The organism is Bacillus sp. OK048 (assembly GCF_900103525.1).
Lineage (GTDB): Bacteria > Bacillota > Bacilli > Bacillales > Cytobacillaceae > Neobacillus.
This window is the reverse complement of the sequence record NZ_FNHN01000008.1, coordinates 163,013-178,258: the sequence shown is the minus strand read 5'-3', so window position 1 is coordinate 178,258 and position 15,246 is coordinate 163,013. Positions and strand designations below refer to the sequence as shown.

Annotated in this window: 21 protein-coding genes and 1 riboswitch; of the genes, 11 read left to right on the top strand and 10 right to left on the bottom strand. The window is 37.8% G+C overall.

What is annotated here, in order from left to right; genetic code table 11:
• Window positions 1–103: 103 nt before the first annotated feature.
• Window positions 104–964 carry a DegV family protein gene (locus BLR86_RS16085; RefSeq protein WP_090763398.1) on the top strand — a complete coding sequence of 287 codons (861 nt, stop codon included), beginning with the start codon at window positions 104–106 and terminating at the stop codon, window positions 962–964.
• Window positions 965–995: 31 nt separating this feature from the next.
• Here BLR86_RS16085 and BLR86_RS16080 read toward each other — a convergent pair whose 3' ends face one another.
• Both BLR86_RS16080 and BLR86_RS16075 read right to left on the bottom strand, forming a co-directional pair.
• Window positions 996–1,127 (bottom strand): DUF3941 domain-containing protein, encoded by a 132-nt coding sequence (locus BLR86_RS16080; RefSeq protein ID WP_090763395.1) that lies wholly within the window; start codon window positions 1,125–1,127, stop codon window positions 996–998.
• 69 nt (window positions 1,128–1,196) lie between these two features.
• Entirely contained in the window at window positions 1,197–2,060 is an 864-nt protein-coding gene (locus BLR86_RS16075) for a CvfB family protein (protein WP_090763392.1), read from the bottom strand.
• A gap of 139 nt (window positions 2,061–2,199) precedes the next feature.
• On the opposite strand from BLR86_RS16075, the gene BLR86_RS16070 reads away from it, so the two are divergent.
• Window positions 2,200–2,691, top strand: a complete 492-nt coding sequence (locus BLR86_RS16070) for a YajQ family cyclic di-GMP-binding protein (protein WP_090763389.1) — start codon at window positions 2,200–2,202, stop codon at window positions 2,689–2,691.
• Between the two features lie 102 nt (window positions 2,692–2,793).
• On the top strand, window positions 2,794–3,666 hold the full coding sequence (locus tag BLR86_RS16065) for an SDR family oxidoreductase (protein ID WP_090763386.1): 873 nt from the start codon (window positions 2,794–2,796) through the stop codon (window positions 3,664–3,666).
• A gap of 45 nt (window positions 3,667–3,711) precedes the next feature.
• Here the strand turns inward: BLR86_RS16065 and BLR86_RS16060 are convergent, their stop codons facing one another.
• Complete coding sequence (locus tag BLR86_RS16060; protein WP_090763383.1) at window positions 3,712–5,190, bottom strand: alpha-amylase family glycosyl hydrolase; 1,479 nt, start codon at window positions 5,188–5,190, stop codon at window positions 3,712–3,714.
• A 61-nt stretch (window positions 5,191–5,251) separates the two neighbouring features.
• Window positions 5,252–7,102, bottom strand: coding sequence for an asparagine synthase (glutamine-hydrolyzing) (gene asnB / locus BLR86_RS16055; RefSeq protein WP_090763380.1), 1,851 nt, complete (start codon window positions 7,100–7,102; stop codon window positions 5,252–5,254).
• A 165-nt stretch (window positions 7,103–7,267) separates the two neighbouring features.
• Here asnB and BLR86_RS16050 point away from each other — a divergent pair, with 165 nt between their 5' ends.
• Window positions 7,268–7,831, top strand: a complete 564-nt coding sequence (locus BLR86_RS16050) for a DUF2777 domain-containing protein (protein ID WP_090763377.1) — start codon at window positions 7,268–7,270, stop codon at window positions 7,829–7,831.
• Window positions 7,832–7,875: 44 nt separating this feature from the next.
• Here the strand turns inward: BLR86_RS16050 and BLR86_RS16045 are convergent, their stop codons facing one another.
• Window positions 7,876–8,904: a ThiF family adenylyltransferase gene (locus tag BLR86_RS16045; protein WP_090763374.1), complete on the bottom strand. Its 1,029-nt coding sequence runs from the start codon at window positions 8,902–8,904 to the stop codon at window positions 7,876–7,878.
• 216 nt (window positions 8,905–9,120) lie between these two features.
• Between BLR86_RS16045 and BLR86_RS16040 the strand changes: the two genes are divergently transcribed.
• Window positions 9,121–10,950 (top strand): aldehyde ferredoxin oxidoreductase family protein, encoded by a 1,830-nt coding sequence (locus BLR86_RS16040; RefSeq protein WP_090763371.1) that lies wholly within the window; start codon window positions 9,121–9,123, stop codon window positions 10,948–10,950.
• Window positions 10,951–11,010: 60 nt separating this feature from the next.
• Here the strand turns inward: BLR86_RS16040 and BLR86_RS16035 are convergent, their stop codons facing one another.
• The 5 genes from BLR86_RS16035 to BLR86_RS26835 form a co-directional block, all read right to left on the bottom strand.
• Entirely contained in the window at window positions 11,011–11,283 is a 273-nt protein-coding gene (locus BLR86_RS16035) for a MoaD-like domain-containing protein (RefSeq protein WP_090763368.1), read from the bottom strand.
• Window positions 11,284–11,285: 2 nt separating this feature from the next.
• Window positions 11,286–11,558, bottom strand: a complete 273-nt coding sequence (locus BLR86_RS16030; protein WP_090763365.1) for a ubiquitin-like small modifier protein 1 — start codon at window positions 11,556–11,558, stop codon at window positions 11,286–11,288.
• 117 nt (window positions 11,559–11,675) lie between these two features.
• The gene (locus BLR86_RS16025) at window positions 11,676–12,035 is read right to left on the bottom strand and encodes a YisL family protein (protein ID WP_090763362.1); all 360 of its coding nucleotides are present in this window, start codon (window positions 12,033–12,035) and stop codon (window positions 11,676–11,678) included.
• An 82-nt stretch (window positions 12,036–12,117) separates the two neighbouring features.
• Complete coding sequence (locus tag BLR86_RS16020) at window positions 12,118–12,726, bottom strand: ATPase, T2SS/T4P/T4SS family (protein WP_090763358.1); 609 nt, start codon at window positions 12,724–12,726, stop codon at window positions 12,118–12,120.
• A 205-nt stretch (window positions 12,727–12,931) separates the two neighbouring features.
• A riboswitch (cyclic di-GMP riboswitch) is annotated at window positions 12,932–13,018 on the bottom strand.
• A complete protein-coding gene (locus BLR86_RS26835; protein ID WP_302847226.1) occupies window positions 12,985–13,110 on the bottom strand; it encodes a hypothetical protein in 126 nt (41 codons plus the stop codon). Its footprint overlaps the riboswitch before it by 34 nt.
• Window positions 13,111–13,249: 139 nt before the next feature.
• On the opposite strand from BLR86_RS26835, the gene BLR86_RS16015 reads away from it, so the two are divergent.
• From BLR86_RS16015 to BLR86_RS15990, 6 genes are all read left to right on the top strand, one after another.
• On the top strand, window positions 13,250–13,474 hold the full coding sequence (locus BLR86_RS16015) for a spore germination protein (protein ID WP_090763355.1): 225 nt from the start codon (window positions 13,250–13,252) through the stop codon (window positions 13,472–13,474).
• Between the two features lie 17 nt (window positions 13,475–13,491).
• A complete protein-coding gene (locus tag BLR86_RS16010) occupies window positions 13,492–13,728 on the top strand; it encodes a spore germination protein GerPB (protein WP_090763352.1) in 237 nt (78 codons plus the stop codon).
• Between the two features lie 11 nt (window positions 13,729–13,739).
• A complete protein-coding gene (gene gerPC / locus BLR86_RS16005; protein WP_090763349.1) occupies window positions 13,740–14,360 on the top strand; it encodes a spore germination protein GerPC in 621 nt (206 codons plus the stop codon).
• Complete coding sequence (locus BLR86_RS16000; RefSeq protein WP_090763346.1) at window positions 14,350–14,520, top strand: spore gernimation protein GerPD; 171 nt, start codon at window positions 14,350–14,352, stop codon at window positions 14,518–14,520. Before gerPC ends, BLR86_RS16000 begins: the two co-directional genes overlap by 11 nt.
• Before the next feature lie 14 nt (window positions 14,521–14,534).
• Window positions 14,535–14,915, top strand: a complete 381-nt coding sequence (locus BLR86_RS15995; RefSeq protein ID WP_090763343.1) for a spore germination protein GerPE — start codon at window positions 14,535–14,537, stop codon at window positions 14,913–14,915.
• 64 nt (window positions 14,916–14,979) lie between these two features.
• Window positions 14,980–15,198 (top strand): spore germination protein, encoded by a 219-nt coding sequence (locus BLR86_RS15990; protein ID WP_090763340.1) that lies wholly within the window; start codon window positions 14,980–14,982, stop codon window positions 15,196–15,198.
• Window positions 15,199–15,246: the final 48 nt, after the last annotated feature.

The window sequence follows — 15,246 nt, the reverse complement described above, 5'->3', positions numbered from 1 at the left end:
CATCTCCTTCGTTTTTTATATGTAATTCATCTTGATAATTGTATTTTTCACATGAAACCGATAAACTAAAACTAACTATATTAGCTTGAAAGCAGGTGAGCTTATGCCAGTAAAAATACTAGCTGACAGCGCATGCGATTTACCAAAAGAATTTTATACTGAACATAACGTTACCTTATTTCCATTAAAGGTCCAGGTTCAGGGGCAGGAATATGAGGATGTAAAAACTATTGACCCTAAAACTGTTTATGACGCTATTCGCAGTGGTGATGTACCTAAAACCTCCCAGGTATCTCCATTATTATTTGAGGAGGTATTTACGAGAATGGCTGAAAATAGTGAAGATGGAATCTATATTGCCTTCTCTTCAGAATTATCCGGTACATATCAGACGTCTGTTATGATTCTTGACCAAGTCAAGGAAAAATATCCAAACTTTAATTTAACAATTGTGGATACAAAGTGTGCTTCACTTGGATTCGGGCTAGTTGTAAAAGAAGCAGCAAGGCTTGCAGCAGAAAATTCATCAAAGGAAGAAATAATAAAAGATGTGTTATTCCGTAGTCAACATATGGAGCAGGTATTTACGGTAGAAGACTTGGATTACTTGGCAAAGGGCGGTCGTGTATCGAAAGCATCAGCCTTTTTAGGCGGATTATTAAACATCAAACCGATCCTCAATGTCGAAGATGGCAAGCTTGTACCTATTGAAAAAATACGGGGAAAAAAGAAGGTTTATCGACGTTTAGTTGAAATTATGAAGGAACGCGGGTCAGACTTTAAAGATCAGGTTATCGGCATTAGCCATGCTGATACTCCAGAAAACCTCTCAGAAGTAAAAGCGTTAATTGAGGAAGAATTACAGCCAAGAGAAATCTGCATCACCAACATTGGCTCCGCTGTTGGAGCCCACACAGGCCCTGGTGCTATCGCCATTTTCTTTTTGAACAAGTTACCTTCATAAATAAAAACAAGCGGGATTTTCCCGCTTGTTTTTATTTATGATCTGTTTTCTTCGAATATTGATTTTTACCAGCTTGACGGTTTTTTTCTCGCATCATGTTTTTTTCATGACTATTTGCATTATTGTCTTGCGCCTTTTTATCATTATCAGATGTATGCGGCATATCCATACCCCTTTCAAAATTCCTTCAATGACTAGTGTCCGTCATTTCGAAAGGGAGTATGTATCGTTTCTAATCTTTTTTCAAGTATGTCCAACTGCCCTCTTGATACACCCTGCCTTCTTTCATAAGTTTACCAAGCGCTCGTTTAAACGCACCTTTACTTAACTGAAAGCGTTCCTGAATTTCCTCGGGCATGCTTTTGTCATTAAAAGGCATGGCTCCGTTTCTACTGTTTAGATATTCAAGAATTCGCTCAGAATCTAAATCCTGTGATTCCTGTTTCCTAGCAAGCAGCGAGACATTGACCGTCCCGTCTTCTTTTACATCAATTATCCGTCCTTCTACCTTTTGTCCTAAACGAGGCTCTATTTGTCTTTGCGACTCATGAATAAATCCTTTAAAGCCTTCTATCGTATAAATCCAGCTCCCCACTTTCGCTGTTCGATAGATATGGCCTTGAATATTTTTGTTGAAATCTGTACGTGTAGCTTGAGTAGAAATCGATTCTATGACAGGGTCCGTTGCAAGTTTTGCATATAAAAGATAATTGTTATTCACCCTTAAGGTAACATAAACCAAATCGCCTTCCTTAGGCCAGACTGATTTATGGACAGGGAGATCATCGATTCCTAACAATAAATCCTTTTTTAGACCAATATCTAAAAACACCCCAACATGAGGGTTACTATCGACTACTTTTAGCCAAGCATATTTGCCAATAGCAATTTCAGGAATGGTTGTAGAGGCAGACGTTCTGCCTTCGGAATCAACATAAAGGAAGACCTCGACCGAATCGTCTAGTCCATATTCTCGATCCGCCTCATTCATATGCAATAATACATCTTCATTACCATCTGTTAAAAAATAGCCGAAGTCTGCTATTCGTGCTACAGTTAAGGTTACAGTTTGACCAATAAGTTCTTGTAAAGACATTTTTACTCACCTTTTCTCTTCATTTCAGTTTTCCCCAGGTTGTTTGAACTGATTTATTTTACTATAATATAGCCATAAAGGGAAACTTTAGCAAAATCAATATCAAGATAAAAATACATACTTTACTGGAGGGTTTACGATGGCAAAAGATGAATCATTTGATATTGTATCCAAAGTTGAATTCACTGAAGTCACAAATGCAATTACGGCAACGATGAAGGAAATAAAAACTCGCTATGATTTTAAGGGCAGTAAAAGTGAGGTAACACTGGATAAAGAAGAGCTCGTTCTGGTTTCAGATGATGAATACAAAATGGACCAGCTTAAAGACGTCTTGCTGGGCAGGTTAATCAAAAGGGGTGTCCCTATTAAGAATCTCGATTATGGGAAAATGGAAAAAGCCTCCGGCGCGACAGTCCGTCAAAGGGCAAAACTTGTCCAAGGCATCGATAAAGAAAATGCTAAAAAAATTAACACGATCATTAAAAATAGCGGCGTTAAGGTGAAAAGCCAAATTCAAGATGACCAAATCCGCGTTAGTGGTAAAAACCGTGATGATTTACAGAAAATCATTTCATTGGTCCGAGAAGCAGACCTTACTGTTGATGTTCAGTTTATAAACTATAGGTAAGTTAAAAGTGAAAAGGAAAATCCTTTTCACTTTTATTATTTCCTAATATTTTTCTTCAATCTCCTCAAACTAAATAGGTAATCCACCTAGGAGGTAGTATGAATGACGAATAACAACTCGAAGCAAAAGAAAGCTTTTCCACCACAGCATCAAAACCATCAACCAGGAATTGAAAGTGAAATGAATCCTCGTCCGGTATCAGTGGATCCAAATTATAAAAGTGCAGGAAAATTAGCAGGTAAAACAGCCATAATAACTGGCGGTGATAGTGGAATTGGTAAATCCGTCGCCATTTATTTTGCCAAAGAAGGTGCAGATGTAGCGATTGTCTACTTAGAGGAACATCAAGATGCCGAAGAAACAAAGAAACTCGTCGAGGCAGAAGGACGAAAATGCCTGCTCTTTCCCGGTGACGTAGGCAATGAAGATATTTGCAAAGAGACTGTTCATAATGCAATAAATCAATTTGGAAAAATCGATATTTTAGTAAACAATGCAGCAGAGCAGCATCCACAGCAAAGTCTATTAAATATCACCTCTGCACAGCTTGAGAAGACATTTCGGACCAATATTTTCTCCTACTTTTATATGTCTAAAATGGTGCTCCCCTATATGAAAAAAGGAGCTGCAATTATCAATACAGCATCAATCACGGCCTATGCTGGCCATGAGCAATTATTGGATTACTCTGCCACAAAAGGTGCAATCGTAACGTTCACCCGTTCACTTGCAAAATCGCTTGCATCCAAAGGTATTAGAGTCAATGGTGTAGCGCCAGGGCCGATTTGGACACCGCTAATACCATCAACATTTACAGAAGTCCAAGTTATCAGCTTTGGTACGGATACACCTATGGGTAGAGCTGGCCAGCCGTATGAACTTGCCCCAAGCTATGTATACCTAGCCTCTGATGATTCTTCCTATGTTAGCGGACAAATTATCCATGTAAACGGTGGGAAAATCGTCAATGGATAGGAAACATTCCAATGTAAAATGCGATACTTGCGTATCGCATTTTTTCTACACTTTTCTTCTTTTCCTTATTTTAATGATAAAGATGGTGAATAAGATATAGACGACTGCTAATGACCCTATTAACGGTAAATTAATTCCACTCTTATTGGCTAATACATAGATTTCCGCTTCATCGCGGTCAATGATTAGATCATATCGATCATCCTTACTCCTGACAAGGTCTCCTTTTAGCAACCCACGCAGTTCTTTTCCACGCTCAATTTGTTCATTGTTTAACTTCACATTTTGAGATTCACTTGTATTATTAATGGCGATAATCGCTGTTTCATCTTGGTATACTCGTTTGTAAACAGCCATTCCATCTTTTTCATACAGCATTTCCATACTTCCTCTAGTCAATGATGGAAGCTGTTTTCTCAATTCACCTAGCTTTGTAATATAATCAATTAGCTCCTTTTCAGTACGAAAATTCATTGGCTGGCGATTATCCGGAATTTCGCCCCCGTTTAATGCAATTTCAGTTCCATAAAAGATTACCGGGATACCTGGAGTAGAATATGTATAGGCAAATGCGGTCTTCCAGCGAGCCCCTGGAAAATGTTTATTTTTCACTATATCACTTGTAAATCTTGTTGTAAGTTCGTTATCAAAAAATTGTGGCTGCAATTCAGGTTTTTGTAGGTTACTTTCCTTTATTACACTAAAAGATTGATTGGTTGTTGCGAAAACATTTCTTAAATCCTCACTATGTTGATAGTCAGTAAGGCTGTCGATTCCAACATTCAAATAGTTATCAAGGTCAGCATTACTGTTCATAGAAGTAATCCCTAAGAGAAAAAAGTTCTCCTTTTCCTTTTTTACCTCTGTTGAAAAATCATTCCAAAAGGACTCGGATACATGATTTACCTCAGGAAGACTATATCCGTCAATATCCGTTTCATTTATCCACCATTTAGCAGCATTCAATAAATATGCCTTCACCTCTGGGTTGTCCTGGTTAAGAACAGGTAAAGCATCACTATCACTAATTTCTTGCTTCTCAATAAACCAATTTTGCTTTGTTGCATCGTTAACCCATGGATGTTCTTTCGAAACATTATTTGTCACAAAATCAATGATGACCTTCATATCCCGATTGTGTGCTTCATTAACAAGTTTTTTAAATGTTTTCAGCGATCCAAAATGCTCTTCTGTTTTATAGAAGTCCTTCACCCAATAGCCATGGTATCCGCCAGCAGAATTATCAAAAATGGATGTTAGTCGGATTGCTGTGAATCCCATGTCCTTTAGGTAATCCAACTTGTCCATGACCCCCTGAAAATCTCCACCATTATAGGCTAATGGGTCCAGTGTATTAACATCCGTGTCATTTTTTGTATCGGCATTAAAAAACCGATCAACCATTATGGAATAGATGGTCTCGTCCTGCCATTCCCGGTTTTCTCTCTCTATCTCTGCGTAAGCTGGTACTGATGAAATAACAAAAGTACCTATTAAAATGAGTGTAATCAAGGTTTTCTTCATTTTCAATCCCCTTCCATACACCCATTTTAATCTAATTAAGTTTTGAATCCAACTTTTAACCTTATCGATTTACTATGTTAATATTATAATCTTTAAACCATATATCTAATTGAACAAAGTAAGCCAATAGCTGTGGACCTGACATCAACTGACCAAACCATGGCTCTTTAAATGAATTCCCACCAGATTCAACGAGTTCATTTAATAAATCTTGATTGAATAATTCAAATAGTGCAGAGGACTTATCAGCCAATATCTCCTTCATCTGTTTCTGAGCAGCCCGTGTATATGCTGGATTATGGGTTTTTGGATACGGACTTTTCTTGCGATACAGTACTTCTTCAGGAAGAATTCCTTCAAATGCTTTTCTCAAGATTCCCTTTTCTCGGCCATGAACCATTTTTATATCCCAAGGGATATTCCAGACGTATTCTACAAGACGATGATCAGCGAAAGGTACCCTAACTTCAAGACTTGCCCCCATACTCATCCTATCTTTTCGATCAAGTAGCGTTGGCATAAAATGTGTCATATTAATATAAAAAAGCTCACGCTGTTTTGATTCTTCCATGCTTTCACCATCCAATTTAGGTGTTTCTAGGATGGCTTGATTATACTTTTCCATCATATAATCATTTAATTTAAGCTTCTGCTGCCAATCAGCTCTTAACAAATTATTTCTTTGATCAACAGAACGCATCCAAGGGAATCCTTGTCTCTGTAAATCTTCCTTGCGATGAAACCATGGATACCCTCCAAAAATCTCATCCGCACATTCTCCTGACAAACTAACAACAAAGTCCTTTTTAATTTCCTTACAAAACCACAGAAGGGAAGAATCGATATCAGCCATACCAGGAAAATCACGAACATGAACCGCTTCTGTTAAGTCTTTCACTAATTGTTGCTGAGAAATAATTTTATAATGGTGCTTTGTATTAAACTCTTGTGTCACAATGTTAATCCATTTCTCATCAGCGTTTGGTTGAAATTCGTTTGCTTTAAAAAACTGATCGTTTCCTTCATAATCAATAGAATACGTATGAAGCTGACCCTTACCTTGGTCTTTAAATCCTTGTGCTGCAATCGCAGTAATAATACTTGAATCTAAGCCACCTGATAAGAATGTAGAAAGCGGAACGTCGGATACTAGCTGTCTAGTTACAGCATCTGTCACCAAATATCGTACTTTTTCAGCACTTTCTTCTATACTATCGTTATGGACCTCACTTTTAACATTCCAGTAGCGCCAAGTCTTTAAGCCCTTTTTTGAAAAAGTTAACGCATGTGCCGGTCTTAACTCCTTAATCCCCTTAAAGATACCTGAACCAGGAGTTCTAGATGGCCCTAATCCAAAAATTTCAGCAAGCCCCTCATATTCTAACTCCGTTTTCATGGCAGGATTCGCAAGAATTGCCTTGATTTCTGAAGCAAATAATATCCCTTTTTTTAATTCAGTAAAAAACAATGGTTTAACTCCTAATCTATCCCGTCCAATAAACAATTGCTCCCTCTGTTGGTCCCAAACCGCAAACGCGTATATACCGTTTAAATAGTTTACGCACTCTTCCGCCCATTCAATATAGGCAGTTAACAGAACTTCTGTATCAGAATGACCATTGAAAGAATATCCTTTAGTAAGGAGAATTTTGCGGATATCTTCAGTATTATATAGTTCACCATTGTAACAAATGGTGTACTCTCTACCTTCCTTTTGTTTTGTCATAGGCTGTCTTCCACCATCAGGATCCACAACAATCAGGCGCTTATGACCAAACCCAGCATGTGTTTGAACCCAGAGGTTCGTTTCATCAGGTCCTCTTTTGGCTAACGTATTTGTCATTTTTTCAATCGTAGCATTTTCTTTTCTAATATCTTTTGTAAAATCAATCCATCCTGATAATCCGCACATATAACTCTCCTCCCTCCAGTTTAAGACACTGGGTTTCATTGCATGTTTTTATTCTATTCAGCCCAATTTATTTGGAAAATTGTCCAAATTAAAGATAAACAAGTTATAAAATTCCATAAAGATGTCTACAAAGGAAAATGAACGCATTAGGCACGGAGGTTAAACATGAATCGACAACAAAGAATGAAACTAATGGATTTCCAACAGAGGGCCTATAATGAAGGAGCAGTTGAACAAATAAGTGATCAATGGATCTTTTTTGATGAAGAAACAGAAGAAGCAGCGATGCTGGATGATTTTCTTCAGCAAGAAATAGAAATATTTCGGGTAAATCGTTGGAAAAAAGGGATTCTAATCGAATCTGGGAAGATACGTAGTGGAAATGAGTTTATTATGCTTCGTGACAATGATCTGGTTAGAATAAGAAAGCATTTAATTTACTCGTTGGAAAGACTTTTAGAGGGATTAAATGATGATGCTTTTTTTCAATTTGTCACCACCCTAAACTCGTTAGATTTTTCTATCTATGATTGCATTTATTGTTACAATCACTTGTCTTTCTTATCTGATGAAAATCGCAAAGATGGAGTAAACTTTATTGTTTTTGATAACCAAGAACAAATTTGCAATGTTCAGCACCATTTTTGTTATTTTGAAAAGGTAAATGACCGCTTTGAATTTACCATTAATACTGGGAAAAGATTGGTCATTGAAAAAATAATTTCATAACGATAGCAAAAAGACGTGTTTTTCGAAACGAAAAACACGTCTTTCTAGTTGCCAATATATTGTGAATAAAGTGCTTTTGCTTTTACGACATCATCGGTACCATGTACCAAGACACGGCCATCTTTAAAAATGACGATTGAAATTTCTTCAGACGGAGAAAAACGAAGTAGAAAATTGTTGCAGGTAACTTTTCCATTCCCTTTTAGATACTCACCCAGTTTTAGTAAATCTCGTTCACGCTTTTCCCTAGAATAAATTTGCACAGTTTCTCTTCCACAAAGAGTCGTGAAAGTTTCCTGGAGGCTTGATGATCGGTCAAGAAAGTCAAACTGATGGTTTACGCATGTCGGACAGGATGAGTTTTTCCCTTCTGATATATCCATTGAAAATAAGGAAGTATCCCAACTATCAATTTGCTCAAGGTTAGAATTTGTCGCAGCCCCTACTAGTATTTTTATCGCTTCCATTGCTTGAAAAGAACCAATGATGTCTGTAATTGGTGACAATACACCTATCGTATCACAAGTTTCACCTCTACCAGCTGGTACTTGGGGAAATAGACAGCGATAACAAGGCGTTATCCCAGGTTTAATTACTGCAAACATTCCTCGAGAACTTACTGCTGCCCCATGGACCCAAGGAATTCCGTATTTAACCGCCACATCATTGATCAAATAGCGGGTCATAAAATTATCAGTCCCATCGATAATAACATCAAATCCCGCCAATACTTCCTCTGCATTATCTAAATTTAAATCTTTGACAACCGCGTCTACCTTAATACTGGAATTAATGCTGTTTAGTCTCTTTTGGGCTGCAACTGCCTTGGGAAGATTAAGATTCACATCTTCTTCATTAAAAAGTGATTGCCTCTGAAGATTTGAAAGATCTACTACATCTCTATCAATTAACCTGATGAATCCCACGCCAGATCGAACTAAATGATTGGCGCAAACTGTCCCCAATGCGCCCACACCGACAATTGCCACCTTGCTTCTCAGCAACTTTACCTGCCCCTCTTTACCAATACCTGAAAAAAGAATTTGTCTTGAATAACGCCCTAAATTGTCCATACGTAAACCTCATCTCTAGAAATAGTAGATTGAACTTAGCCAATTAATCTAATTTTAATTTAATTTTGAAAAATTTTGAATATTAATTATAGATAAATAATTGTATAATAGAAATTGGATTTATCTTTTATTTTTGTGAGGAATATCCTATTTGAATTTTACACTATTAACATAGGATATTTACATCTAAATATAAATGAAAGAGAGGGAGAAATATTGAATCTAGGTGGTTTTTTAAACAAAGAAGTGGTAGTGGATTTAACGGCAGGTGCAGTTACTTATAGGCCAATTAATGAAGATGATGCGAAAAAGTACATTGGCGGCCGGGGCCTTGGAGTAAAATATGTACTTGATAATGGTCCTGAAGTAGAGCCATTATCACCAGAAAACATTCTTTGTATCATGACAGGTCCTGTAACAGGATCACGTTCTTCAATGAGCGGTCGTCTTTGTGTGGTTACAAAATCTCCACTCACAGGAACCGTTACAGATTCGCATATGGGTGGTTGGACTGCAGCTCGTTTAAAATGGGCAGGCATCGACAATATCATCTTTGCAGGAAAAAGTGACAAACCAGTATATCTGTATATTGAAGATGGGAAAGCAGAACTCCGTGATGCTTCAGAACTTTGGGGTAAAGGAACAAGAGAAACAGTTAAAACACTGCAAGCAAAGCATGGGGAGCAAGACCTTAGTGTTATGACGATTGGTCAGGCAGGTGAAAATACGGTTAAGTTCGCATCATTTATTAATGAACATGATCGAGCAGCCGGACGTGGGGGTACTGCTGCAGTTGCAGGTTACAAAAAGTTGAAAGCGATTGTAATCAAAGCACCACAAAAAGGAAATATGCCGCAGCCGAAGTTAGAAGCTGAGTATAAAGAGGCGAACAAAAAGGCTGTAAAAGCAATCCTTGACGGCGGCTTAACTGCTCCTAATAAAGGCGGTCTTTCCGTTTACGGTACGAATGTTTTAACCAACATTATCAATGAGGTTGGAGCCCTTCCTACAAAGAATTCCCAGTTCACTCATTGGGATGAGGCAGAAAAACACAGCGGCGAGTATGTAAACGAACATTTACTAGTAAAGAACAATACCTGCCATGCCTGCCCTGTAGGCTGTAAAATTGAAGTGGAAGTTAAGGATGGCAAGTATAAAACAAGAGTAGAGAGCTTTGAATTTGAATCCTCATGGTCACTAGGCTCTAACTGCTTATTAAGTGATTCTGAAGCTATTGCCTATCTTATCGACCGCTGTAATGAGTACGGTCTCGATACGATTGAGCTGGGTCATTGCTTCTCCGTTACAATGGAAGCATATGAAAAAGGAATCATTACGGAAGAGCTTATTTGGGGCGATGCCGATTCCATGATTGACTTAACAAAGAAAATTGCATTCCGTGAAGGATTCGGAGGAATCCTTGCTGAAGGCCCAGCTAAAGCAACTGCCCAATGGGAAGCACCAGAGCTTTCCATGTCTGTAAAGGGTCAGTCCATCCCTGCCTATGATCCACGTGGAATTCAAGGTATTGGTCTCGGTTATGCAACAAGTAACCGTGGAGCCTGCCATTTACGTGGCTATACAGTAGCAAGCGAAATAGCCGGTATTCCTGAACCAACTGACCGTCTGAAGCCAGAAGGAAAAGGAGAACTACTAAAAATATTCCAAGATATGTTAGCATTCTCTGATTCTATGAATATCTGTAAGTTTTCGTCTTTCTCTGAGAACGCAGAGCATTATGCAGAACAATACAGCGGAATGACTGGTATTCCAATGACAGCAGATGATGTAATGAAGGCTGGAGAAAGAATTTATAATCTTGAGCGTTATTATAACAACTTGGCTGGCTTCGACAAAGAAGAAGACGACTATCTGCCAAAACGTTTCACCGATGAGCCTGCCTCCGGTAATAGTGCTGGGGAAGTAAGTAGAATGGATATCATGCTCAAAGAGTACTATCAAGTTCGCGGCTGGCAAAATGGGAAAGTAACTGAAGAAAAACTTCGTGAGCTAGAAATTATTGATCCAGAAAATCAGATTGCATAAAATAAAAATACAAAAAGGCTTCTGCATCGCTATGCAGAAGCCTTTTTGTTATAAGTACTACTATCCACCGATTCTTCTAGTTTTCACCCGGTATTGTTTGATAAGTTCTTTTAAGGTTTCCTCATTTACTGATTGGAATTGAATTTGGACAGAATTAACTTTAAATGTAGAGGTAATAGCCAGTTCCTCTTCGCTTATTATTTTTCCACACCAATGGTCCGTACTATAGACATAGGGAAACTCATTGGAAATTTGTTTTCCTCCTAATTCTTCAAAATACATTCCTAGATGTTTCCGATTTATTCCACGAAACTCCAATACTTGCCTTGGCATGGTTAACCACCTGCAACTGGAGGAAACAGCGCAAATTGATCGGTTTCTTTTACAACAGTATCAAGCCCATCTAAATGAATAATATTTCTTCCGTTTATAAAAACATGAACAAATGGCAGCAGCTTTCTTTCAGCAGTAAATAGTTCATCCTTTAGGTCAGGGAACATTTCAACCATTTTATCAAGCACATCGATCACCCGTTGACCTTCCGGAACAACTTCAACCCCTACTCCGCCACAAATTTGCCGGAGATTAGCAAACACCCTAACTAGCATATTATCCCTCTCCTCTCCCCTTACTTAAATAGTAAAACTATTTGCACTACTTGTCATCCTTTTTTGTACTAAAAAAAGCCACCGGAAAACCCGACAGCTCTGTCTAATAGACTAATCTTATACGTGAAAAATCGACATTGGCAATTTATCAAAGCCTAAATATAAAACAAGCAAGAAGGCAATGACAAACTGGATCCATAAAGTTGAAGTCTTTCTATTTTGTGCAACCTTACTAAGGATCATTTCAAACAAACCAATTACCCATAGGCCAACTACTGCTTTTAATATATACAACACATCAATATTGGACAGCATGAAAAGCAGTCCAACACCTGTTGCAATAATTAGCAAATAGAGCACACGTAAAATCATTTGGACAATTTTCGCGCCCTTTTCTTTTCCAGCTTTCAGTAAAAATATGGCGACAATAAATAAAATTAAGGCTAAAACCCAAGCAGTAACGTGACCGTGAATCATTTAATTTTCCTCCTATGTATCAATGCTTATAGAATATTATCATACCATAGGGGTCCTAAAAATCCTAAATATATGCTGGATGCTAATAATATGAATCTTCGAGAGGAATAACAGTAAAAACATCTCTAAGCACAATATTTTCCCCTTCGAATCCCTGAACCTCTGTTATCTTCGTAATTTTTCTTGTTCCATCATTTAAACGTGAAAGGTGAATAATGATGTCAATAGTTCCAGCGATTTGTTCCCTAATCGCTTTCATTGGCAAATTCATCCCTTCAAGATATGCAATAATTTCCAAGCGGTCGATCATATTACTAGGACTGCTGGAGTGCCCTGTTGCAAGAAAACCATCAAGTCCTTTATCTTCTTTCCATAGTATTTCACGTACAAGTTTACCACGAACATCTCCAATCATTTTCCTTTCCTCATTAGGAATGAAAGTGGAAAGAGCATTGACAAGGGTTTTTTTACCTGCCCTTGTTCCGCCGCTTACTATAATATTAAATCTAGCTTTAATACATGTACAGAGAAAGAGTGCCATTTCTTTTGACATGGTCTCGTTACAAATAAGATCCTGCAGCTCTAAAGGTTTGCATGAATTCCTTCTAATAGCCAGCCTTGCTGACTTGTACAATTTGTGATCTGCATCCTGTCTGTGATTATTTTGTTGAATTTGTTTTAATATTCCCATACAATGGCACCCGCCTTATTCTTGTTTTTTGAAAACCACTTTGATCACAAAACATAAAGAAGAAATGATCGGTTTGGCAGGGTTGGTAAATTAGATTGAAAATAACCCCGCCTTTACCGAAAGGGGGGGTTAACAAACATAGATAACTATGTAACATAGTCAAGCCATGATTACATAGATATACATATGAAAAACACCCTGTTCTTTCGGTAACTGGCTGGCGTAGTGCAAAAGCACCTTAGCCCCTTTAGCTTTGCGTCACTGATTTTCATCAGTTTTGCCTTTATCGAGAATCAGTGTTTTTATTTTTTCCGACTGATCTCTTAATTCTATCATAAGTCCTTTTACCTTCATCACACATCCTACTATTATACCATTTTCCAAAAACACATAGGTAACATTGCCTAATTTTATAATTTTCCCAACCTCTTAAGATTTGATTTACTTTTATTTGGGCGAATGAATCACATTACAACAGCCCATACATACAATATTAGGAGAACAAATGTAAAGGGTGTTGTATATGCCAGCGATTGTAGGAGTTGCTCAAGTCATTACACTTAACAGCAGTTCCGTTTTTCATATTGGAGATGTCTATAAAATTATGCCATTTTCATCCGCAAGAACTTTCTCCGGAGCTGGTTCCTTTAATACGGGTGAAAGTTTAAATGTTAATAATAATAATTTAAGTAATACGAACACATATGATGCAGATGGTGTAGATCAAGGAATCTTCCTTAATGCTTAAGGAAAGGTTGGTTTTTAATGAATTTTTATATTCAGCAGTCGATTCAAATAAACTTTATTAAAATTAGCAGTATTATGAACTCTTCCGTCCTGCAGATTGGCAGTGCCGGTATCATTAAACCTGCCTCTTATTTGTATAATACAGGCGGTTTTACAAAGCCCGCACCAACGGCAGGAGGTCCTCAAACCATAGGCGGACAATCTAGCGGCCCTGCAGTGCCATTATCAGGCACGAGAGAAGATGATTCAAAGTGAGGTGATGGTGTATGTACCAGGATTATTCACAACTTCTTCAATGGGTCCAAATGACTTTGCAGGCACAGGAAAATAGAATTGCTGCTCTGGAACACACCATTCAAAAACTTCAGGAAGAAATGAAGCAATTAAAGGAAAAGCCTAGCGTTCGGGTTGATAAAATTGAATACAAATTCGATCAGTTGAAGGTTGAAACGCTTGAAGGAACCTTAAACATCGGTCTAAATCCATCCGATTTAGCGAATATTGAAGATTTTGCTGTAGAAAATCAATCCTTAAAAACACCCATCCATCCTAAAGCACAAATGCAGCGGTCTATGAAAGTAGAGGAATCTATTTATCAGTATCTAGAAACCGAACTTCCTGCACTATTTAAGGAAACCCAAAATCAATTAAATGTTAGATTAGATGATTCCTATTTAGATTTTATTAAACAAGATATCATGAAACAGCTTCCAGCTAGGATTGATTACCATATACAAAATACTGCAGCCAGAGAACATGAAGGCGAACATAGTACAGATGAGAGCATTATTGATTTACTCAAGCAGGAAATCAGAAAAGGTATTTTAATTTTTATTAATCATTTGCCAGAGAACGTGAAAGGAATGAATACAAAAAATGAACTTTGAAGTATATAACCGGGATATCTGTGTAGATACCATTCGAATTCTAGGCGTTGCAAGTTCTTCACTCGTAATGGTTGGCGACACACAAACTATTCAATTAGCAGCAACTTTCGACACTCCTGCTGAATCACTCATCATCGGACCGTTTGTGCCACTTTTTTAGGCGGGCTTAAGAATATGCTCCAGAGATCTTCCGTCGTAAACACCATTAATGTGACCTCTGCTTCCTTTGCCTCTATTATCCAGCTTGGAGATTCTCGTATTATTAATGGATTTTCACGCGCCTTAGCTGTTCAAAGGGAAGTTGAATTTTTTAATTCAAAAGAAGGGAATTTTTTAAAATATCCTGTGTTTTCAGAACCAACCCCTTTTTTGCCAATCAATGAAAGTATAACCCTATCTACTCATAATAGCCTTCCTATCATTAAGGTCAATACTATATCTATCCTTGCAATGTCTTCGGTTGCCATACTGCACGTTGGAAACAGTGAAAACGTCTCAATGGAAGCACGGGTAAAACATATCAGACATCTGCATCATAATAAGGATGAACAATGACTAGGAAGTTTGAATACGATATCACAAGATTACTTAGGGCAAGTAAAGAAAAGGATGTTAGCAAATGCCAGCGATAATTGGTCCAGTTCAGATTGTGAATGTAAGTGGCGGGATTGTGCAATTCGGGGATACTGTATATATCTCTCCAAAAAGTGCCTCAAAGACCAATGCAGGTTCTGGGGGATTTAATACAGGGGGAATCATATTTACAGCCAATGGATTAAGTGGTACCAATGTTCTCGATGCTAACGTTGTTGACCAGCCAATTGCAGGTAATAATTAAATACGACATAAACCTTGCACGGTTTATGTCGTATTTAAATTTTGATAA

Coding starts and splice junctions, on each gene's coding strand:
- BLR86_RS16085 (WP_090763398.1), top strand. CDS start 104: ATGCCAGTAAAAATACTAGCTGACAGCGCATGCGATTTACCAAAAGAA.
- BLR86_RS16080 (WP_090763395.1), bottom strand. CDS start 1,127: ATGCCGCATACATCTGATAATGATAAAAAGGCGCAAGACAATAATGCA.
- BLR86_RS16075 (WP_090763392.1), bottom strand. CDS start 2,060: ATGTCTTTACAAGAACTTATTGGTCAAACTGTAACCTTAACTGTAGCA.
- BLR86_RS16070 (WP_090763389.1), top strand. CDS start 2,200: ATGGCAAAAGATGAATCATTTGATATTGTATCCAAAGTTGAATTCACT.
- BLR86_RS16065 (WP_090763386.1), top strand. CDS start 2,794: ATGACGAATAACAACTCGAAGCAAAAGAAAGCTTTTCCACCACAGCAT.
- BLR86_RS16060 (WP_090763383.1), bottom strand. CDS start 5,190: ATGAAGAAAACCTTGATTACACTCATTTTAATAGGTACTTTTGTTATT.
- asnB (WP_090763380.1), bottom strand. CDS start 7,102: ATGTGCGGATTATCAGGATGGATTGATTTTACAAAAGATATTAGAAAA.
- BLR86_RS16050 (WP_090763377.1), top strand. CDS start 7,268: ATGAATCGACAACAAAGAATGAAACTAATGGATTTCCAACAGAGGGCC.
- BLR86_RS16045 (WP_090763374.1), bottom strand. CDS start 8,904: ATGGACAATTTAGGGCGTTATTCAAGACAAATTCTTTTTTCAGGTATT.
- BLR86_RS16035 (WP_090763368.1), bottom strand. CDS start 11,283: ATGCCAAGGCAAGTATTGGAGTTTCGTGGAATAAATCGGAAACATCTA.
- BLR86_RS16030 (WP_090763365.1), bottom strand. CDS start 11,558: ATGCTAGTTAGGGTGTTTGCTAATCTCCGGCAAATTTGTGGCGGAGTA.
- BLR86_RS16025 (WP_090763362.1), bottom strand. CDS start 12,035: ATGATTCACGGTCACGTTACTGCTTGGGTTTTAGCCTTAATTTTATTT.
- BLR86_RS16020 (WP_090763358.1), bottom strand. CDS start 12,726: ATGGGAATATTAAAACAAATTCAACAAAATAATCACAGACAGGATGCA.
- BLR86_RS16015 (WP_090763355.1), top strand. CDS start 13,250: ATGCCAGCGATTGTAGGAGTTGCTCAAGTCATTACACTTAACAGCAGT.
- BLR86_RS16010 (WP_090763352.1), top strand. CDS start 13,492: ATGAATTTTTATATTCAGCAGTCGATTCAAATAAACTTTATTAAAATT.
- gerPC (WP_090763349.1), top strand. CDS start 13,740: ATGTACCAGGATTATTCACAACTTCTTCAATGGGTCCAAATGACTTTG.
- BLR86_RS16000 (WP_090763346.1), top strand. CDS start 14,350: ATGAACTTTGAAGTATATAACCGGGATATCTGTGTAGATACCATTCGA.
- BLR86_RS15995 (WP_090763343.1), top strand. CDS start 14,535: ATGCTCCAGAGATCTTCCGTCGTAAACACCATTAATGTGACCTCTGCT.
- BLR86_RS15990 (WP_090763340.1), top strand. CDS start 14,980: ATGCCAGCGATAATTGGTCCAGTTCAGATTGTGAATGTAAGTGGCGGG.